Genomic DNA, 17,442 nt, shown 5'->3' on the forward strand with positions numbered 1-17,442 from the left:
TACCTTTTTATCTGGAGATAGATGGATTACCGGAGAGGAGGAAAATCGACCTGATGATTAAAGAAGGTGATCGAATTAGTTTATTTGACTATAAATATACATCTAAAGGAGAAATAGAGGAGAAGGAGCTTTCAGAATATATATCGCAATTGGACGTCTATGGAAAGGCTGTAGAGAAACATTTTGGAAGGTATCCGAAAGAAAAGACCTTGGTCTTCCTCCCGGATATAGAATTAATTAGCGTATTTTAGACTGTCATCCATTGCTTTGAAATCCCCATCCTATCCTTCCCCTTCTAAGGGGAAGGGAGCATCCTTTCCTCACCCTTGAAGAGGGAGGATTAAGGTGGGGGTGATTTGATTCTCCCCTTAATAAAATTTTTATCAATTTATATTGCTTGACAAAATTTTCGTTTCTGTGCAATAATGCCAATTGATGAGGTTTAGACTTATGAAAGCGTGTTGAAAGCTCGATAATGTGATGGTTTAAGGATTCTTTAATACAAAAATATATAAGAAGTTTTGTTCATGAATTTATTTGGTAAATACTGAAAAAAGATTAGGAGGATCGATTATGGGTTCAGAAAGGCCAATATTTATACCAGTGATTCTTGGAACTCCTCGACAGGGGCGGATGAGCGAGCATGCGGCGAAGTTTATTCATGGTGAGGTGTCAAAGCGCGAAGGTGTTGCGACGGAACTAATTGATGTCAGGAATATTCCGCTTTCTTTAAACGATGCTGGAGAACAGATAAAGGATCCCAAATTTTCAGAAACCGCTTCAAGGGCAGATGCCATGATCCTTGTAGCCCCGGAATATAATCATGGTTATCCGGGTCCGATGAAGCATTTACTCGATACCAACCTTAAGGAGTATATACATAAGGCTGTGGGAATCTGTGGGGTTTCTGCCGGTCCATTCGGGGGGTCAAGGGTCATAGAAAACCTTCTACCAGTGATGAGGGAATTAGGGCTTGTTACAATATTCTGGGACGTTAATTTCTCTTTAGTTCAAAACGTCTTCGACGGGAATGGGAAATTGCTGGACGAGGCTTTTGTAAGACGGGCGGAGAAATTTCTCAATGAGCTGATATGGATGGCAAAGGTCCTAAGGTATGGCCGGGAGAATGTGTCTATAGATTGAAATAAAGAAATAAGAAACAGATGAAATTTTTGTTAATAAAAAATTACTTAAATAAATTCACCGAGGAGGATATATGTCTGAAGACATCAAGAGGCAATGTGATAAATGCGGTGTGGATATGAACCATAATGCTGAGAAGATTGATTACACCGGATGCCTAGATGATCCTGATTCTATAGATCCTGATCTGGGTGGTATACTGGAGGAGGTTTACACCTGTCCAGAATGCGGAAAAACAGATATGTTTAAGGCGCTACCGGGTCAATAATAATCGGAACTGATTTATTCTCGTAATTCATGGAGAAATCATTAGGCTTTTTCACAGATTCCGCTATTCGGGCTCCTTCTGTGTCAGAATGTGGAATATCTGGAGGTGATTATTAAATGTCCCTGAAAACGAATGATCTAACCAAGCTGAACGACCAGCTAAAGCATCATATGGGAATCATAATGAAATGCACTCTGCCATCGACTAAATATGGGAAATTGCTTTTAGCGTCGCCTCCTGATTCCAGATACCCCAATATCTATCCCAGGGATACTAGTTGTGCCGTTCAATTGTTCAGGCGTTTGGCTGGCTCGCATAATGGCTTCGACCTTGCTGATCAGGCGTTTGAGGTCATGAAGTCTATGGCTACTTTCATGAAGGATTCTCTATCGACCTATGGGTGCTGGGGTCAGCGTTACAGGATAGAGAGAGATGACAAGAGCATATATAAGCAAGAGGACAATGTCGCACACGGAATATCAATCATATGCAATTATTTGTTGACTGCTAACAACGTGAAGAAAGATGTAGAGAATCTGGATGATTTTCTTCATTGTATTAACCATTCACTGGATTATAGCATGAAGAACTCGTATACAAAGGAATTAAATCTCTTCTACTCGACTACCTGCGTTCACGAGTCTTCACTGGAAGACCGGGATAGATTTTAATAAGGAGTTCTACAACACGTGGCCATCGCGATTGCTTCGCGGGAGCGTGAATTGGGATACTGAATGGACAAAATCTGACCATCTATCACGTCAATATTAAGAAAAGATGGGGTATGCTATAAAAATTCCACCGGGTGAAAAAAAATCAGAATCGAGCAGAAGATTATAAGAATCAGGCAAGGAAACTAGTTAAAATAAATAGCATCTCACTGTCTGTAAAATAGTAGAGCAGAAAATATGACGTATGAAGGTGAAAGAATTTGAAAACTGTTTCGACTATATTGTTTACTATCTGTTTTGCAATTTTAATGACAGTATCAGTTTCGTATTTCTTCTCAATACCACGTCAGGCACTTTGCCAGGATATATCCTGCAAAAGGGTTTCCTGTGTCGCTGATTTGCAATGTGGCCTATACTGTAAATGTTTTAAGGTTGACCCAACCAAGTCGCACGGGCAATGCCTGATTAACTATTAGAATGTGTTATCGCTTTAGCAGATAGTAAGTTTAATCTAGTTTATGAAAACTCAAGAATTCAAGCCAAGGTTTTTAACGAAATCTCTCTTTAATTTAGCACACGAATGTCCCGCAAAATTGTATTATACCAACAAAGAAGAGTACCCGAGTACCAAAGAAGATGATGAGTTCCTGGATGCATTAGCTGAGGGTGGCTTCCAGGTCGGCGCCCTGGCTAAATGCTATTACCCGGAAGGAATCGAAATCACAACTCTGGACTATAAAGAAGCAATTCAACGAACTAATGAATTATTAAAAAGGGATAAGGTTACGATTTTCGAGGCAGCAATTTCTTTTGAAGATTTCTTCATCAGGGCAGACATACTAAAAAAGGTAAACGATCATCTTCACGTAATTGAGGTTAAATCGAAATCGTTCCATCCCGAAGAGGATGTATTTGTAACTAAAACTGGATCTATAAATTTAGGATGGGATCCATATTTATATGACGTTGCTTTCCAGACTTGCATCCTGGAAAAAGCGTTTCCAAAGTTCCAAATCTCTCCATACCTTATGTTGGCAGATAAGTCGAAGACTGCATCAGTCGATGGACTTAATCAAAAATTCAGACTGGAAAAAAGAAATGGGCGCACAACCGTGGTAAATACTGGTGATGTTAGTCCTCAAGCCCTTGGGACTGAGATTCTCACATTGGTTCCTGTGGGTGAGTACGTTAATATGATTTTGACTGGAATGGAAGATGATCGGGAGGAATCTTCTGACACTTCCGAGAGCTTCCTGGAGCAGATCCGTGAATATGCTATTTACTATAAGCAAGATAAACGTTATCCAATTTCTATCGGGCTGAAGTGTAAGGACTGCGAATTTAAACTAGATCCGGATACACTGGGTCCAGGACAAAAGATTGGGTTCAGGGAATGCTGGCAGACGCAACTAGGTTGGACAGACGAAGACTTCGATAAGCCCCACATTTTTGACGTCTGGATGCTTCGTGCTCAGCAATATATGGACAGGGGTATTTATGTCATGGAAGACATTCCACTCGATGAATTCTTCATTAAAGGAAACAAGGATGATGAGATGGTATTTAAAGGTTCAACAGCTGAAAGGCAGTATCTTCAGGTTGTTAAGACTTGTCACGAGTTCGATGGAAAAGAGGTCGTAAAGCCAGAACTTTTTAGTGAAATGGAAAAGTGGAGCTTCCCACTACATTTCATAGACTTTGAAACCAGCACGGTGGCTATACCTTTTAACAAAGGGCAGAGGCCATACGAACAGATCGCATTTCAATTTTCCTGCCACAGTATTCACGAAGATGGTCGGATCCTGCATCATGAGTGGATTCAGAAGCTCCCTGGGATTTTTCCTAATTTTGATTTCCTGGTTGCGTTGAAGAGTATTTTAGAAAATAATAACGGGACAATTTTTAGATATGCCCCACACGAAAACACGGTGCTGAGAGAAATTCATGATCAATTACAGGACGAGATTGCATCTGAGGAACAATATCTACCCGCAGATCCTCAAGACCTCTCAGATTGGATTGACACTATAACGGAATGGGATGAAGAGACATTAGTGAATGATGAGTCGAAGAGAATAAGAAAATCGGGTCAACGCAATATGGTGGACATGCTTGAACTTGTAAGGAGTTTTTACTACCATCCTATGATGGGCGGGTCGAATTCAATAAAAGCAGTTTTGTCCGCAGTTATTTCTGCAAGTGCTTTCTTGAAGGAAAAATATTCAAAGCCTTATAATAGCAAGAATTTCAAAAATATGGTTTGGTGGAAACCCGATGGCGAAACTGGATGGCCGATTGACCCTTACACTCTGTTACCTCCACTTTATGAGGATGTAGACATCTCACAAGGCCTGTTGCTTTTAGAGAACGATCCTATTAGCGAAGGTGGAGCTGCAATGATGGCTTATGCAAAGATGCAGTATTCGGAAATGTCTGACGAAGAAAGAAATGCTGTTGTTAGTGGGTTATTGAAGTATTGTGAATTAGATACACTGGCCATGGTTATGATTTATGAACACTGGAATTTTTTGAAGAATAATTATTAAAATCGATGATAAAATAAAGGGGACGCAAACCTCCTTTCTTCAGCCATTTACTAAAATAGCAAAATTCTGTAATCTTATATTTTACTTTAAGTATTTAGCATAACTATCCACTATTAATAAATAAGACTTAGGGAGTGCTCGGTGCAAGGCATGCATATTGACTTAGTGGCAACAGGCAGACCAGAAAAAGTAAAGGCTCGAGCTTCCTATAATTAAAGAGGAACTTGCTGCGAAACTAAGTTTCTAGCAGCAACTGACATCTAGATGGATTCCCGATAGAAGCGTTCGGGATGACAGGGTGGGGTAGCATTCAGGAATGACGTTAAACGGATAGTGTTTACTCCTTTTGTATTCTGGGAAACAACAATATAATCTTAAATTCGATCGTCATGAATGAAAAAATCATGGTAATCATTCCGGCCTTCAATGAAGGGAATTCAATTGTCAAAGTGATAAATGATATTCCAAAAGACCTGGTTAGTGAGATAGTGGTAGTCAACAATGGCTCAAACGATAGTACCGAGAGAAAAGCAAGAGATGCTGGAGCTACCGTGCTTAGCGAAGATAGAAAGGGCTACGGTCTTGCATGCCTTAGGGGCATTGATTATGCAAAGTCTAAGACTGAGTTTGAGAAGCCTTATATCATCGTATTCCTGGATGGAGATTATTCTGACTACCCCCAGGAGATGGAAAAGTTGGTTAAACCAATTTTGGAATCAGATTATGATTTAGTGATAGGCTCAAGAAGTTTAGGTAGAAGGGAAAATGGGGCTATGTTACCACAGGCTATAATAGGTAATGCTATCGCTACAAAATTGATTAATTACTTTTACGGAGCAGGGTTCACTGACTTGGGGCCCTTTAGAGCAATTAAATCTGAGAAACTCCTTGAATTGAATATGGAGGATAAAACCTTCGGATGGACCACTGAGATGCAAGTGAAGGCTGCGAAAAAGGGACTCAAGTACTTTGAAGTGCCGGTTAGTTATAGAAAGAGGATTGGGGTATCTAAGATAACGGGAACACTAAGTGGCACCATAAAGGCAGGATTTAAGATATTGTGGACGATATTTAGAAATTTATAGATTATATTGATGTTCATTTCACCATGCCTATGTTAAAAACATCCCTGAGGATAAGTTTTGATTTTCCCTCAAATGTTTTTATTGCTCGTGAGTGTTGATTATTACCCCAGCAAGACTGGGGCGCTACCCGGATTGAAAAAATGGAGGCTTTATAGGGGCTTTATCATTTGGACTGATTGCCAATTGGTCCCCACGTTCCATTTGCTTATAGACTACGGACTGATTTTCCCAATGCAACTAGAAACATAACACTTTTCGATATGGCATGTGGCGAAAAAAACCTGGTAACTTCTTCGTCAAAGAATGTAAGTCCACTTGCACCGAGACCCAGTGAATATGCAGAGAGGTATAATTTACCCCCTAATATTCCAGCCTCGAGCTCGGCCACTCTATATCCGCGATTTCCATATACCTCAAGTATTCGATCTAGGTCAGCGAGAAAGAATACATCTGCGCTGGCGTCTGCCGGTATATCTTGACCAAGCCCTAGATGACCTGCTTCTTTTCTGAAGTCACCTTCTTTCAACAGTTCGAGTGATTGCTCCCTTTGATTATAGAAGTACGATCCTTTAGGTATGTGTTCCACATCGTTTACTATGATGTATACATCGTTAAGCGTAGCCCCGAATGGATTAAGGAAATCTGCCGAGATTCCTCGTGTGGCACTGAACAGCATGTAAGAGAGTTCTTTGAATGTTATGGGTTCTCTGGAAAAATGCCGGGTCGAGCCGCGCTTTAGTATCGTTTGCTCTATTGTCCTCGATTTATTGGCATCTTCAAGATAATCATCAACGTCGAGAGGAAAAAGCACGCCCTTTGAATCTATTGTCTCAGAATCAATTGTGTTATCTCTCCAATCATCCGCTTCCTCTTTTGAAAAGAGTGACGACGCTTCATGCATTCTTCTTATAGATGGGTAGTCAAACTCGTCCCTGGAAAGTGGAATTGTCTCATATGATAATTTGTCTAATTCAACTTTCCTTGCCCGAGCTTCGGTATTGGTTCTACCGATGGGGACTAGACTTACTGCCACTTCTCGATGCGTATCCAGATCGATAAGTCCATTAACAGTATCGTCTACAAATCCAGCGACAATCCTTGCGGGTATTTTATAAGCATTTGCAGCCGTGATGAGATTGGCAAGGATTGTGCCATTGTCCCAGAATGTGTGTCTGTATGCTCGTGATTGGTATTTCCAAGAATTTCTCCAAAATGTGCTTGTGCAGATAATTATTGTAGGTGCTTTTGATACCGACGATTCATGAGGAGTCGCTTCAACTAGCGTCCCTCGTAAATCTTCACCTCGCAGTTTTCTGAGAGAAAAGTCGTGCACTCCAAAGTGATATACTCCCGCATCCAGTCCGTGTATTTTCGTTGTTACAACATACAGATCAATATGGTATAGAGCACCAGTACAGGCGGCGGCTCTGAAATATATTTCACCTCCCGGGTATTTCCTTTTCTTTGTTATACCAGCCGAGAGGAAAAGCAGACGACCTAAAGTCGGGAGATCCGGAATTATTTCGATGTCAGTCTGATCAGGAACGGATTTCAAGGCTTCGAGCGCCGGTGTATTAGAGAATGGTAGATCCTTCGGGATATTAATCGGATCAAGGCTTTTATAGATTTTAAGAGGAATTGGCTGGTTATCCCAGTCCAGATGATGAGGAGGCATTCCGGGGTGTTTTGTGCTATTATGGAATCTCCAACTCTCCTGAATCTTGCGATTGGCCATATTCCTTATGTTTCATCCAATCTTATTTTTTAGTTGTACACTCGTCAAAGGAGAATCTTAAAAATTGCCATATATGCAGCGATACCACCCAGGATAGGAATTATAAACCATAAGGATATTCTAAGTTCCGGCATTCTCCTGATTAGTATAATTATTACTGCTAGTATTAACCATATGACGAGCTTTACCCAAACCCAGAGAGGCCAGCTCTGAAAACTACTGAAACCCAGGCGCGCTAAAAGCCCAAAGCCTGCGACCAGTATCACAATAACTGAAATTCCGTGTGTGATTGCTATCAACTTTCTACTCACGAGGGTTTTATTTGAAGATAACATCAAGTAACCGCCCAAAGATAGAAATAGAAAGATTACACTCAGCAGGTGTATTAATTTATAGGTTTCGTATGACAACAGTTTTACCTCCCTAAATTGTAAGATCGGATTAATCCCATAGAATTATATTCTACTTACGGTCTAATAAAAATAGTTATAAAGAATTTAGATCAAATGGAGAATGGCATGGATAACACAGAAAAGCTACTTAAGGATTTAATAGATGCATCAGGAGTGCCGGGATATGAAACGGAAGTGCGTAGAGTAATACGCAGTTATTTAAAGCCTCACGGAGAAATCACACAGGACAAGATGGGCAGTCTGATCTGCAAGAAGGATGGCAAACGCCACGACCCAAGGTTATGCTGGCGGGGCATATACACAGTCACAGCGCAATCATTAAAAGAAATGACTTCGACAATACAGTGAAGTTGCTCTCAAGGTTGATTGAAAAGTTAGATAAGAAAACCGTCGATACTTTGACTGAGTGGTGAAATCAACAACGAGTTCATTCATATTTTTAGTGTATTTAAACACCGTTAAGTCCCTGGTACCCCGCTGCAGGATTACCTATGTGTCATGCGAAGAATTGAAGCAATCTCACTTTTTAGATTTTTCCAATGATATTCTCTTCGAGAATTGAAATGAAAAACAAAATATGGAATTTCCCCCTCATTTCATACCCGACCGGTTGTTTATGGGCATATGATTTAAAGCATCGATATCAACTTGAGTATTCATTGGTCACAAGTGTATAATATAAGACAGTTTGACAATTATAATTAATTTAACTTATTTGAATTTTTGAAAATCTCATTTGCAGAGGAGGTACAATGTTATGAAAAGATTTAACATCTTATTAATTGTATTATTTTTGAGTTTCTCCTTTAATTTGCTTTCTGGATGTGAAAGGGGCATAAAGAAGGAAGACTACGAAATGCTCAAAACGGAACTGCAAAAGGTTCGAGGAGAAATGTCAGACCTTGAGAAAAAGAATCAAGGGCTCGCGAACGAATTAAGTGACCTTAAGGATGAAAACCAGAGGTTACTCGCTGAAAATGAACAACTAAAATCAATGCCGGCAGAAACAGAGCCAATGGAATCTCCCACTCCAGAACCATCGGTAACTCCTGTTCCGGAAGATGAATAACATTTAGCCTGACGCAGGGTTTCTGTACTGGTTCAATGAGGCCTCAAAGGGTATAGATTGTAAGATTTAAGAACTATTCGGGGTCGTGATGTAGGCATTATAGATAAACCTGAGGAAGATCACGACCTTCCAGAGTGTGAAGGATCTTGCCGTCTCTGTCGATTCATGCATATACAGTTAATACCTACGGCCTCAACTGCGACCTTCTTTCCATCCAATGAAGCCAATTGATATCGCTTGGTCTTTCTAACTAAATGACATGATCTTCGGTGAATCAATTCCATAATTCCGCCGCAGCTTTTCTTGACTTCAAATTTTTCTCGATCGGTGTTGTTAAATACAATTTCTCTTGTCATTCGTATTCGTATAACAAATTTATTTGAACTCATCCAATTGTAACAGCATTATTAAAATCGAAAGAAGTTTTGTTTTCTGAAATATCGCAGAGCTATTTTATTTTTTTCATGTTCACACCTCGATTTGTTTTTTTCTTGTTCGAAATTTAATTTTTTTTCAGATTTCAAAAATTTTCTATTGCATTATTAAAATAATTGTATTATATATACTTAATAAATTCTTATCGGGAGGTGAGAACGAATGGCAAAGGCAAAAGCCAAGCCAAAGGCAAAAGCCAAGGCTAAGAAGAGTACAGCCAAGAAGAAGAAGTAATTACTGATTGGTTGTTTACTCGGTTAGTTTAGATTGGAAGTAAAAAGAGTTTATACGTGTCACCTGACTTGGTGGCACGTATAACACTCTGATGTTGAGAGTATTCGAAAATAAATCAGATTAAATATTACGATCACAAATAAATAGGTTCTTCCGTATCCCCCCAAGACTTAACCCCAAAAAATCCCGAAGGCAACACAAAGAAAGGACGACTGCGTTACCTCTTAACTGGATTGTCATTGCTATCCTAATCTGATAATTCTATTTTAGTAATTATCTAATTGGAGGGTATCTTTAATAATATCGGAAATGCGATATGAAACGCTGGTTGATTTCTTTAGCCAACTTGCCTCGCACCCGGGGGATTATATAACCTACGACAGCGGTTACCGTTCAAAAACATTCTCTTACTCGGAGGTCGCAGGTGCGGCTAGAGAATTCGCTCTTCGATTAAGTGGTACAAACATAAAAAAGGGCGATAATGTGATTATCTGGAGTGAGAACAGGCCCGAGTGGGTGATTGCATTTTGGGGGTGCTTGATTGCTGGCGCTGTAATCGTACCCATAGATTACCAATCTTCTCCAGATTTTCTAAAAAGGGTAATAAGTATTGTTGAGGCTCCCCTAGTTCTCGTCGGAGAGGAGACTACCTTGCCTTCCTTAGATGGAGAGATCGGTGTCTGGAGCCTGGCTGATATAGCGTGGCCAACCGGTTCGGCCTCTCTGGAGTTTAGTAAATCTCATATCAACACTGGCGGACGCCGAGTGGATAATGGTGGGGATTTTCAAGGCTCATATAGCATTGTCCGAGATGATGTTGCGGAAATAATTTTCACTTCTGGTGCTACAGCCGAACCCAAGGGGGTGGTGCTTACTCATGGAAACATCCTTGCAAGCCTGACACCGATTGAGAAAGAGGCGGCAAAGTTCCGTAAATATCTCAAGCTGTTCTTACCCATACGGTTTCTCATTCTTCCTCCACTCAGTCATCTCTTTGGCCAAGCGATGACGCTATTTATAATACCGATGATAGGGGGCACCGTGATCTTCATGCATGGCTATAATCCCTTTGATGTCGTGCGCCAGATTCGAAAGAGGAGAATCTCAGTTTTAGTATGCGTTCCAAAGATGCTCGATGTCTTGCGCATGCATCTGGTCACCCAAAAGTTACGTGTATCAAAATTAGCTGACCGAAGCCTGCACATTGCACGGCGCTGGCTTAAGCACTGGAGGATTCATCGACTGTTCGGGCTTAAATTTTGGAGCTTTATAGTCGGTGCGGCTCCACTTGATTCGGAGCTGGAAGAATTTTGGTCCCGTCTTGGATTTGTGGTCATTCAGGGTTATGGTCTTACGGAGAGTGCTCCGATAGTTACCTTCAATAATCCATTAAGGATACGTAGAGGATCGGTAGGAAAAGTGATTCCGGGCGTTGAGATAAAGATTGCGCCGGATGGTGAGATACTTATTAGAGGCGAGGCCGTGACCCATGGGTATTTCAAGTCTCAAACTGAAACCGAAGAAGCCTTTGACGGAGGGTGGTTTCATACCGGTGACATCGGCTATTTCGATCAGCAGGGTAATCTCTATATACATGGTCGGAAGAAAGAGATTATTGTCACTCCAGAGGGTATGAATGTGTTTCCAGAAGATGTTGAGCACGTAATTAACAGTCTTCCCGGTGTTAGCGAATCGGCGGTAATTGGAGTTAAAGCCGATGGAGAAGAGCGTGTACATGCCGTTGTGGTGCCAGACCGAAAAAGTTCCGAGTATAAAGGCGTGATTGATATTGAAGGGCTTATGCGTACTGCAAACTCCCGGCTCGCTGATCATCAGAAAATACGGGGCATTACAGAGTGGCCTGGTGAAAGGCTCCCACGTACAGAAGGAACACAAAAATTAAAGAGGCGGGAGGTCAAGAAATGGTATGAAAGCGGGAAGGTGGCGTATGAGATTTATGATGCTAGAGATTCGATTGATTCAATAATCAGGAGAGTCTATGGTGATAAAATTACGGGTCCTGCTGAGACACTTGAAGAGTTTGGACTCAGCTCCTTAGAGCGAGTGGAGCTATTGATGGAGATTGAGGATAAGTTTCAAGCTCATTTGGATGAGGAGAGTTTTTCCCAGGCTCGAGATGTTAGAGACATTCGCCAACTGATAGAAAATTCTCGAGCCCGTCCTGCTGTCGAACCAGTAGAATTCCCTTCCTGGAATAGACACTGGATTGCTCGTATGTTCAGACGTTTCAGCCTTGCATCGTGGATCCTTCCAATATCTCGAATCTTTGCTTGGATTCAAGTCGATGGATTAGAAAATCTTAAATCGCTCGATGGGCCTCTAATTTTTGCATCCAATCACCAAAGCTCAATGGATGCTCCAGTCATTCTATGCTCTCTGCCTCCCGACCGACGTTATGATGTCGCACCCGCGATGGGTAAGGAATTTTTCAGGGCGCACTTCTATCCCAAGGAGCATACTCGATGGGAATGGTTTCTAAAAAGTATTGAGTATTATCTTGCCTCGCTACTATTTAATACCTTCCCTATTCCTCAGCAAGAGACTGGAACACGACAGACGCTCCGTTACATTGGTGAATTGGTAGACGAGGGGAGCTCGATCCTTATATTCCCTGAGGGGGAGCGCACCGATAAAGGGGAGATCAAGGAGTTTCAGCCAGGGGTAGGTATGATTGCCTCGATGCTGAACATACCTGTTGTTCCCGTGTATTTGGAAGGTGTCTACAGGGTAATGCACCGTTCGTGGAGTTTCCCTAGGCCGGGTCGTGTACGGGTGGTGTTTGGACAGCCGCTCCATCTCAAGGGTAAGGATTACCGATCGCTGGCAAGGGATGTTGAGATAGCGGTAAGACAACTCCAAATAAATTCTTGAATTTGATAATTTCCTGCAGCTTGCTGCAGGGTTTCCCCTATTCTGTTATTGCGAGCACTTCGACCGGCTCAGTGCAGGCTTTAGGGAAGCAATCTCTTCTTTTCTCCCCGTTTTACATTGCTTCGTCCCCTTCGACTTCGCCTCAGGACAGGAACTGGTGGGCTACCGTTATTCGTATTAATTGTTGAAAAAGAAAGATTTCTCCTTTTAGTCGAAATGACATGAGAGACTGCTGGTTTAGGGACTGAGACCCCGTAGCGGCAGGTTTATTTATTGATACAGAATCTTTTTATATCTCCATTAGCTTCGACATATCCTAATTGACCTGCTTTGGATAAATCCGAACATCCACTATCTTTTTGTCCCGATAGTATTTTTGCTACACCTCTATTGTAGTATGCTTCTTCACTTTTAGGATTAAGTTCGATGGCCTTGTCAAAATTCTCTATAGCGCCTTTATAATCTCCCATATTACCCTTTGCTAACGCTATACCTACATATGCTAATGAATCGTTAGGATCAACTTTTATAGCATTGTTGTAGTCCTGTACAGCACCCATATAATCACCCAGCCCATCTTTTGCTTTCCCTCTGCCTATGTATGCTGTGGAAAGATTCGGATTAAGCTCAATAGCCTTGTTGTAGTCCAGTATCGCTTCTTTATATTGTCCTAGGCCAATTTTTGCCCCAGCTCTAGCTTCGTATGCTTCCGCATATTTAGGGCTTAGGTCAATTGCGTTGTTGAAATCCTGTATGGCTCCTTGATAATCGCCTTTCAAAAATTTATCCACCCCCTTTTCAGAATAGGATTCTGCAGTCTGGGAATAGCTTGGCGGAACTGAATAGAATAAAACAAGCATTATAATAAACATTATTTTCATGGCCTTAGATTTTATCAGAAACATAGCCCACTTCAACATTGAAGGAAATAGCTGTCTCTGTTTCTGCAAGAAAGTGTTCTTTATCTCTCATTGACTTCTCCTCTCTCTGTTACTTAAATGATACTCCCCATTTCTAAGCTTGGGCTTAATAGCTATTGCCTGAGCCAATACGGCTTGTGAGAAATCGGGACTTCTACCCATTTGTACCCATTTGACTCTCAATATCCAAATTACAATTCCACAACTTCCACATTACCTCTCATATTCAATTCCAGCTGGCCAGAGGTGACAGAATATTGTACGAATTAAAATTTTTCTTAATCAGCGGATTGGGATCTATTAAGTTTTTTCGCTGAGTTTAAGAGGTGGATTCCAATCAACAACTCCTGGTGCACGGCGGCCCCAAGTATTTCCATGTTTATCTGGTTTATCCGTAAAAAATCTTACTATTAATCTATGAATCATGTTCATATTGGGAAGAATTCCATGGAAACCTCCGATCGTAGAGAGTGCTTTATCTTCGAGCTCCCAGTATCCATAATCATCTGGCCTCACACATACAAGATTCTCCTGTTTCAAGAATTTAGGAATTGCACCTTCAAAGGGGACAGTCCCGTCCCCGGTAAATCTTCGTTCATCTGTAGTATGATCTTTAGGATCCCAATTATTCTTACGATCCGAAGATTGTAGAACAAATTGAGGTGACTTGCCCTTTTTTATGATCTTTAGATGGACTCGGGTAACAGAATCAACTCCGACAACTGCTAACCATCTATCAGGTGTTAATCCTGCGTCTGTCAATTTAAACTTGTCAATTCCTTCGCGATGTTGTTTCCCGTCAGCCAATAATTTTGCGAATATCTTCTCAGCAAGCTGCATTGGTGGCTCAGGGGGAAGCCCTTTCAAGCGTACCCATTCTTTAATTGTTTGAACTATCCCCGGTTGCCAAGCTTCCGTTTTAAATAATGAGTCAGGAATTCCCGGGTCGGTTTCGATCCCGTTTTTAAAACTTGGTAGTAAATGGTATAAGGCTGGAGTAATTCGAGCGGCCTCGCGTTCCCTCGAACTGGGCGGAGAGGTTCCCAAGTCGGCCGTACCCGTCGTAATTTTAATAACGGCCTCAAAAGATCCTTGATATGGTGTGGCCAAGGTTACTACCTTATTCACGGGTGAGGTGTTGCCTTTTTTCCTCAGATAACCTGTGATAATTAGCCCCCCCATCGAATGTCCGACAAGGTTTACCTTAGGATTTTCAAGATAACCGGCCTGGTGATAGTGTCTCAATATTTTCGTTCGGTCGATAACCTCTTGAATAAAATCAACTAGCTGATCCTGAATGTCATCGAGTCTCATTCTCCAATCGTAGCTGAATGGATACACGGGAACAGGTTGGTCCTCTCTCGACCTAAGGTTATAACGGAGCTCCTCTATGATTTCCTTATATGCGATTTCGTATAATTGATCAGGTTTTAGTCGAGACGGCTCTACTACTTCGTAACGCAGGTCATTGGGATGAAGCGTCACACGTTCATATTCTTTCCTTATCACGGTCCAGACATACTCCGGAGGTAAAGGATATTGATCCTTCAAATAAACAGCGGTGATTCCAGGTATTAATATGACTGGGTCCACTAAGGCCATTTGTCTGCTCTTCTTAATATTATATTTCAGTATAGAGGTAAGAATCAATAAGCCCGGATCCGAATGATGAAATAGATGAGACAACCAAAAAAGATTTACGGTTTCCCTATCTCTGAAAATAAGAAAAATGTAAAATTAAATCAGGGACAGACGTCTCTATTTGTCCCTATTTATCTGTCAAGGTTTACGTTTTCTCCTATCGCCTAAGGTTCATGAAATCTTCAGTAGCTTTTACCAGTTGTTCTGAAGTAAAAGGTTTCTTTAAAAATCTATTACCCGTTGACTCGATAAAATCATTTATAACTGATGTGACAAATATGACCCGTTTTTCTAAGTCTTTTCCTAATCTTTTCACTTCTTGATAAAATTCGTCTCCACCCATTCTTGGCATTAAGAAGTCGGAGATTATCACGTCGTATCTATCGCTCTTTATTCTTTGAAGACCTTCAACACCGTCTCTTGCAATATCTACGTCGAATCCATTTTTCTCTAATATTTCCCTTTCTAATTTGGCTATTATGTCTTCATTCTCTATAATAAGAATTCTTTTTTTATACATTGGCTTGATCCTTATTTAGTCCTTGAACCAATTATTGTATTGATAGTATTTGAACTTGAATGGAATAGTATTATAAGAATTTAGAAAAGTAGGAAAGCGGGAGTAAACACTTTGTTTTTGGCTTCGATCACTATTGCCTATCTTGTTGTATTTACGAACTTCCTAAGTTGACCATCCGTACGTGTGGTCAATTAAGGAAGTTGGGATGCGGGCAACATAAACAAACCCGCTTCCCTCAAGTTCAGTTCTTTTTTAGTAGTTGTTAGGTGCACTTTGAGAATTTTCTTTCATAGGTTCTGTCTGACTGTCCTTGTCATGAGTACCCTCAAAACTGCCTGTATCAGGAGCTTTCTCATCTTCATAAGATTTCACTTCTGATTCTGATGGAATATCCAAACGCTGTCCAGCATAGATCATATCCGGATTCTCTATATTATTAGCTCTGGCTATTACTATCCATTTATCCTGGGAACCTAGATGCTCCTCTGCTATTTCCGCTAGTGTATCCCCCTCTTTAACTACATACTCTCCTTCTGCTGCTATCTCGTCTTCTTCGCTTCCTTTTTGTCCCTCGGAAGTCATACTGCTTTCACTTTCAAAGGTACCTTCGGCAGAAGCTTCACTCTCAACCTTCTCTATGGAAGTCGGTTTCCCATTTTCCAGCATCACCACAACCTTATCCCCTTTCTGTAGCTCCTCTGTTTTTTGTAACCCTGTAACATCAAATGAATGAGTCTTACCAGTCTCGTCTTTCACCTCTATGGTGTGATCCGCGATATTAGTCACCTCACCTCTAATCTGGTTTTGCACATCTGCTTCCCGCTCAGAGCCCTGCTCCATTTGTTGTTGCTGGGTTTGAGCATCGTTTGGTTGCTCTTCCAGAGCATATATACCTACTCCAGTAAGAGTAAGCCCTGAAGCTACTAGTGCGGATAAAACTAGCTTTCTCATTTGTCTTACCTCCTTAGTTTTGGATTTTATTCTATAGTATTTGCAACATCCATGCCAAGTTCGATAGAAATTTTAAATATTTTATATTTATAAGGAGTTATGAAAAGGGGAGGAGATTTAAAGAAGATAAAAAATGTGTTTTAATGTGTGGTATTACACAATAAACAGTGTACGTTTTTATACAAATAATAGAGGTCACATCTGGACTATGTACAATTTGTTATTACTACCCGATTTTCCCATATTTTTTATTTCATAAAATTAAGAATTATGATTTTAGCAACAATTGTAAACATAATTGATCAAAAAATAGAAATTTCTTTCCCCGATTCATAGTTTCAACACATAATAAAAAGTGCACCCCGTTTAATGCGCCATCCTTCAACTGGGTTCAGGATGCGCGGATTGGAATTACATTACGGTATTAAGAGAGTATAAATCCGTTCACACTGAGCGCTTCGACTGAGCTCAGCACAGGCCTGTCGAAGTGTCCGCGCTGAGCGGAGTCGAAGTATGATAATATATAGGTCATAACTCCTTCGAAATTTCGATCCTTCGATTAACTCTAGCGTCTGACGGCACGTTTGATGTTCATGCGGGTTGGGGGCCCCGCCCATCCAATGAGCATTTATCACAAACCACGATAGGCGGGACATTCCTGTCCCGCATTTATTCGAGAGAGTCTAGGGTACCCCCTTTCTGAAAGAGTTATTCCGATCGTATAAGGGCAAGTTCTGACTTCGTCAACTCTTTCTACCTAATTAATCATCATCCATCAAATCGATCCTGAATTTTGCCCAGATAGGTCTGTGGTCTGAAACGGCGAACCTGGCATATCTTTCCCTATAGTCACTAGAATTGCCTGAAGGATCTTCAAATAGTTCTTCATCAAAATCAAAAATTCCATGTTCATTTGCGT

General features: G+C 41.0%; 15 protein-coding genes. 9 read left to right on the forward strand and 6 right to left on the reverse strand.

The features are described from left to right. The 6 genes from VGA95_12290 to VGA95_12315 form a co-directional block, all read left to right on the forward strand. A partial coding sequence (locus VGA95_12290) for a hypothetical protein (protein ID HEX9667318.1) occupies window positions 1–251 on the forward strand: 251 nt, incomplete at its 5' end. A gap of 322 nt (window positions 252–573) precedes the next feature. Then, window positions 574–1,143: an NADPH-dependent FMN reductase gene (locus VGA95_12295; GenBank protein ID HEX9667319.1), complete on the forward strand. Its 570-nt coding sequence runs from the start codon at window positions 574–576 to the stop codon at window positions 1,141–1,143. Between the two features lie 73 nt (window positions 1,144–1,216). Further along, window positions 1,217–1,411 carry a hypothetical protein gene (locus VGA95_12300; GenBank protein HEX9667320.1) on the forward strand — a complete coding sequence of 65 codons (195 nt, stop codon included), beginning with the start codon at window positions 1,217–1,219 and terminating at the stop codon, window positions 1,409–1,411. A 116-nt stretch (window positions 1,412–1,527) separates the two neighbouring features. After that, window positions 1,528–2,082, forward strand: coding sequence for a hypothetical protein (locus VGA95_12305; GenBank protein ID HEX9667321.1), 555 nt, complete (start codon window positions 1,528–1,530; stop codon window positions 2,080–2,082). Window positions 2,083–2,600: 518 nt separating this feature from the next. Then, window positions 2,601–4,628, forward strand: coding sequence for a DUF2779 domain-containing protein (locus VGA95_12310; GenBank protein HEX9667322.1), 2,028 nt, complete (start codon window positions 2,601–2,603; stop codon window positions 4,626–4,628). Window positions 4,629–5,032: 404 nt separating this feature from the next. After that, entirely contained in the window at window positions 5,033–5,713 is a 681-nt protein-coding gene (locus tag VGA95_12315) for a glycosyltransferase family 2 protein (GenBank protein HEX9667323.1), read from the forward strand. Window positions 5,714–5,918: 205 nt separating this feature from the next. Here the strand turns inward: VGA95_12315 and VGA95_12320 are convergent, their stop codons facing one another. Both VGA95_12320 and VGA95_12325 read right to left on the reverse strand, forming a co-directional pair. After that, window positions 5,919–7,448 (reverse strand): SagB/ThcOx family dehydrogenase, encoded by a 1,530-nt coding sequence (locus VGA95_12320; protein ID HEX9667324.1) that lies wholly within the window; start codon window positions 7,446–7,448, stop codon window positions 5,919–5,921. 44 nt (window positions 7,449–7,492) lie between these two features. After that, on the reverse strand, window positions 7,493–7,858 hold the full coding sequence (locus tag VGA95_12325; GenBank protein ID HEX9667325.1) for a SirB2 family protein: 366 nt from the start codon (window positions 7,856–7,858) through the stop codon (window positions 7,493–7,495). Between the two features lie 108 nt (window positions 7,859–7,966). Between VGA95_12325 and VGA95_12330 the strand changes: the two genes are divergently transcribed. The 3 genes from VGA95_12330 (at window position 7,967) to VGA95_12340 (ending at window position 12,491) form a co-directional block, all read left to right on the forward strand. Further along, on the forward strand, window positions 7,967–8,209 hold the full coding sequence (locus VGA95_12330) for a hypothetical protein (protein HEX9667326.1): 243 nt from the start codon (window positions 7,967–7,969) through the stop codon (window positions 8,207–8,209). A 409-nt stretch (window positions 8,210–8,618) separates the two neighbouring features. Further along, window positions 8,619–8,930, forward strand: a complete 312-nt coding sequence (locus VGA95_12335) for a hypothetical protein (GenBank protein HEX9667327.1) — start codon at window positions 8,619–8,621, stop codon at window positions 8,928–8,930. Window positions 8,931–9,908: 978 nt separating this feature from the next. Then, window positions 9,909–12,491, forward strand: coding sequence for an AMP-binding protein (locus tag VGA95_12340; GenBank protein ID HEX9667328.1), 2,583 nt, complete (start codon window positions 9,909–9,911; stop codon window positions 12,489–12,491). Window positions 12,492–12,757: 266 nt separating this feature from the next. On the opposite strand, the gene VGA95_12345 is transcribed toward VGA95_12340, so the two are convergent. From VGA95_12345 to VGA95_12360, 4 genes are all read right to left on the reverse strand, one after another. Beyond that, a complete protein-coding gene (locus VGA95_12345; GenBank protein HEX9667329.1) occupies window positions 12,758–13,396 on the reverse strand; it encodes a tetratricopeptide repeat protein in 639 nt (212 codons plus the stop codon). Between the two features lie 315 nt (window positions 13,397–13,711). Continuing rightward, on the reverse strand, window positions 13,712–15,013 hold the full coding sequence (locus tag VGA95_12350; GenBank protein ID HEX9667330.1) for an alpha/beta fold hydrolase: 1,302 nt from the start codon (window positions 15,011–15,013) through the stop codon (window positions 13,712–13,714). Between the two features lie 196 nt (window positions 15,014–15,209). Then, the gene (locus VGA95_12355) at window positions 15,210–15,572 is read right to left on the reverse strand and encodes a response regulator (protein HEX9667331.1); all 363 of its coding nucleotides are present in this window, start codon (window positions 15,570–15,572) and stop codon (window positions 15,210–15,212) included. Between the two features lie 252 nt (window positions 15,573–15,824). After that, the gene (locus VGA95_12360) at window positions 15,825–16,523 is read right to left on the reverse strand and encodes a LysM peptidoglycan-binding domain-containing protein (protein HEX9667332.1); all 699 of its coding nucleotides are present in this window, start codon (window positions 16,521–16,523) and stop codon (window positions 15,825–15,827) included. Window positions 16,524–17,442 lie beyond the last annotated feature (919 nt).

It is taken from the genome of Thermodesulfobacteriota bacterium, assembly GCA_036397855.1.
Lineage (GTDB): Bacteria > Desulfobacterota_D > UBA1144 > Nemesobacterales > CSP1-2 > DASWID01.

What these genes read in the sequence shown, in the direction of transcription:
- VGA95_12300 (HEX9667320.1), top strand. Translation starts at nt 1,217, where the DNA reads ATGTCTGAAGACATCAAGAGGCAATGTGATAAATGCGGTGTGGATATG.
- VGA95_12315 (HEX9667323.1), top strand. Translation starts at nt 5,033, where the DNA reads ATGGTAATCATTCCGGCCTTCAATGAAGGGAATTCAATTGTCAAAGTG.
- VGA95_12340 (HEX9667328.1), top strand. Translation starts at nt 9,909, where the DNA reads ATGCGATATGAAACGCTGGTTGATTTCTTTAGCCAACTTGCCTCGCAC.
- VGA95_12350 (HEX9667330.1), bottom strand. Translation starts at nt 15,013, where the DNA reads ATGGCCTTAGTGGACCCAGTCATATTAATACCTGGAATCACCGCTGTT.
- VGA95_12295 (HEX9667319.1), top strand. Translation starts at nt 574, where the DNA reads ATGGGTTCAGAAAGGCCAATATTTATACCAGTGATTCTTGGAACTCCT.
- VGA95_12310 (HEX9667322.1), top strand. Translation starts at nt 2,601, where the DNA reads ATGAAAACTCAAGAATTCAAGCCAAGGTTTTTAACGAAATCTCTCTTT.
- VGA95_12360 (HEX9667332.1), bottom strand. Translation starts at nt 16,523, where the DNA reads ATGAGAAAGCTAGTTTTATCCGCACTAGTAGCTTCAGGGCTTACTCTT.
- VGA95_12335 (HEX9667327.1), top strand. Translation starts at nt 8,619, where the DNA reads ATGAAAAGATTTAACATCTTATTAATTGTATTATTTTTGAGTTTCTCC.
- VGA95_12355 (HEX9667331.1), bottom strand. Translation starts at nt 15,572, where the DNA reads ATGTATAAAAAAAGAATTCTTATTATAGAGAATGAAGACATAATAGCC.
- VGA95_12330 (HEX9667326.1), top strand. Translation starts at nt 7,967, where the DNA reads ATGGATAACACAGAAAAGCTACTTAAGGATTTAATAGATGCATCAGGA.
- VGA95_12305 (HEX9667321.1), top strand. Translation starts at nt 1,528, where the DNA reads ATGTCCCTGAAAACGAATGATCTAACCAAGCTGAACGACCAGCTAAAG.
- VGA95_12320 (HEX9667324.1), bottom strand. Translation starts at nt 7,448, where the DNA reads ATGGCCAATCGCAAGATTCAGGAGAGTTGGAGATTCCATAATAGCACA.
- VGA95_12345 (HEX9667329.1), bottom strand. Translation starts at nt 13,396, where the DNA reads ATGTTTCTGATAAAATCTAAGGCCATGAAAATAATGTTTATTATAATG.